Origin of the sequence: Janthinobacterium lividum, from assembly GCF_011601275.1 — a bacterium.
In the GTDB taxonomy this organism is placed as follows: Bacteria; Pseudomonadota; Gammaproteobacteria; order Burkholderiales; family Burkholderiaceae_D; genus Janthinobacterium; species Janthinobacterium lividum_E.
Genome location: NZ_JAAOLY010000047.1, coordinates 1 through 1,312, shown reverse-complemented (window position 1 = coordinate 1,312; position 1,312 = coordinate 1). Strand labels below are relative to the sequence as shown.

At 63.1% G+C, this 1,312-nt stretch carries 1 protein-coding gene and 1 other annotated feature; the gene reads left to right on the top strand.

Going from position 1 to position 1,312, the window contains the following annotated elements; all coding sequences use genetic code 11:
- The first annotated feature begins 50 nt into the window (after nucleotides 1-50).
- Nucleotides 51-1,273, top strand: a protein-coding gene (locus GYK42_RS28765) for an IS3 family transposase (RefSeq protein ID WP_166450275.1) whose coding sequence is annotated in 2 segments (ribosomal slippage) — nucleotides 51-339 and nucleotides 339-1,273 — 1,224 coding nt in all. Because the reading frame shifts where the segments join, the coding sequence is not laid out codon by codon here.
- Nucleotides 329-445: a sequence feature (AL1L pseudoknot), on the top strand. It overlaps the preceding gene by 117 nt.
- Nucleotides 1,274-1,312 lie beyond the last annotated feature (39 nt).

Sequence of the window (1,312 nt, the reverse complement as noted above, 5' to 3'; positions counted from 1 at the left end):
TGAATCGCCCCGGGTTTTGTAGAGGCTCCATTCTTTGAGAAAATGGAGCTATGAAAAAGCAACCGAAGTATTCCCCCGAAGTCATCGAGCGCGCTGTGCGCATGGTCAGCGAAGCCGGCAGCCAGTACGAATCGCAGTGGGCCGCAATCACGTCGATCGCCGCCAAGATCGGCTGCACACCGGAGACGCTGCGTCGCTGGGTACGGCAGCAAGAGCGCGATACCGGCCAGCGGCCAGGACCGACAACCGCTGAAGAAGAACGCGTCAAGGCGCTGGAACGAGAAGTGCGCGAGCTGCGCAAGGCCAACGAGATACTGCGCTTGGCGAGTGCGTTTTTCGCCCAGGCGGAGCTCGGCCGCCACTTCAAGCCGTGAGGGCTTTCATCGACCGGTACCGCCATGCCTACGGTGTCGAGCCGATCTGCAAGGTGATGCAGGTCGCGCCGTCGGGCTACTGGCGCCACGCTGCGCAGCAACGCAACCCGTCACTGCGCTGTGCCCGTGTCCAGCGCGACGACGTGCTGAGCGTCGACATCGAGCGCGTCTGGCAGGCGAACCTGCAGGTCTACGGGGCCGACAAGGTTTGGCGCCAACTGCGGCGTGAGGGAACTGACGTGGCTCGCTGCACCGTGGAGCGCCTGATGCGCAAAGCCGGGCTGCGTGGCGTCATGCGAGGCAAGGTCGTGCGTACAACTGCGGCTGATGCGAAGGCGCCATGCCCGCTCGACCGCGTCAACCGCCAGTTCAAGGCCCAGCGACCGAACCAGCTGTGGGTCTCCGACTTCACGTACGTCTCGACTTGGCAGGGTTTTGTCTACGTCGCCTTCGTCATCGACGTCTTCGCCCGGCGAATCGTCGGCTGGCGAGTCAGCAGCTCGATGCGGACCGATTTCGTGCTCGACGCACTGGAACAGGCGCTGTATGCGCGTCAGCCGGAACGAAACGAGCTGGTCCACCATAGCGACAGGGGCTCGCAATACGTGTCGATAAAGTACAGCGAGCGCCTGGCGGAAGCCGGCATTGAGCCGTCTGTGGGCAGCAAGGGTGACAGTTACGACAATGCCCTGGCAGAGACGATCAACGGGCTCTACAAGGCTGAGCTGATCCACCGCCGCGCTCCCTGGAAGACGCGCGAGGCCGTCGAACTGGCCACGCTCGAATGGGTGTCCTGGTTTAACCACCACCGCCTGCTGGAGCCGCTCGGCTATATACCGCCGGCTGAAGCTGAGGCAAACTATTACAAGCAACTGAGCAGTCAAGCCGTCGCGGCCTGACTCACACCAACCGGCCTCCACGAAAGCCGGGGCGATTCA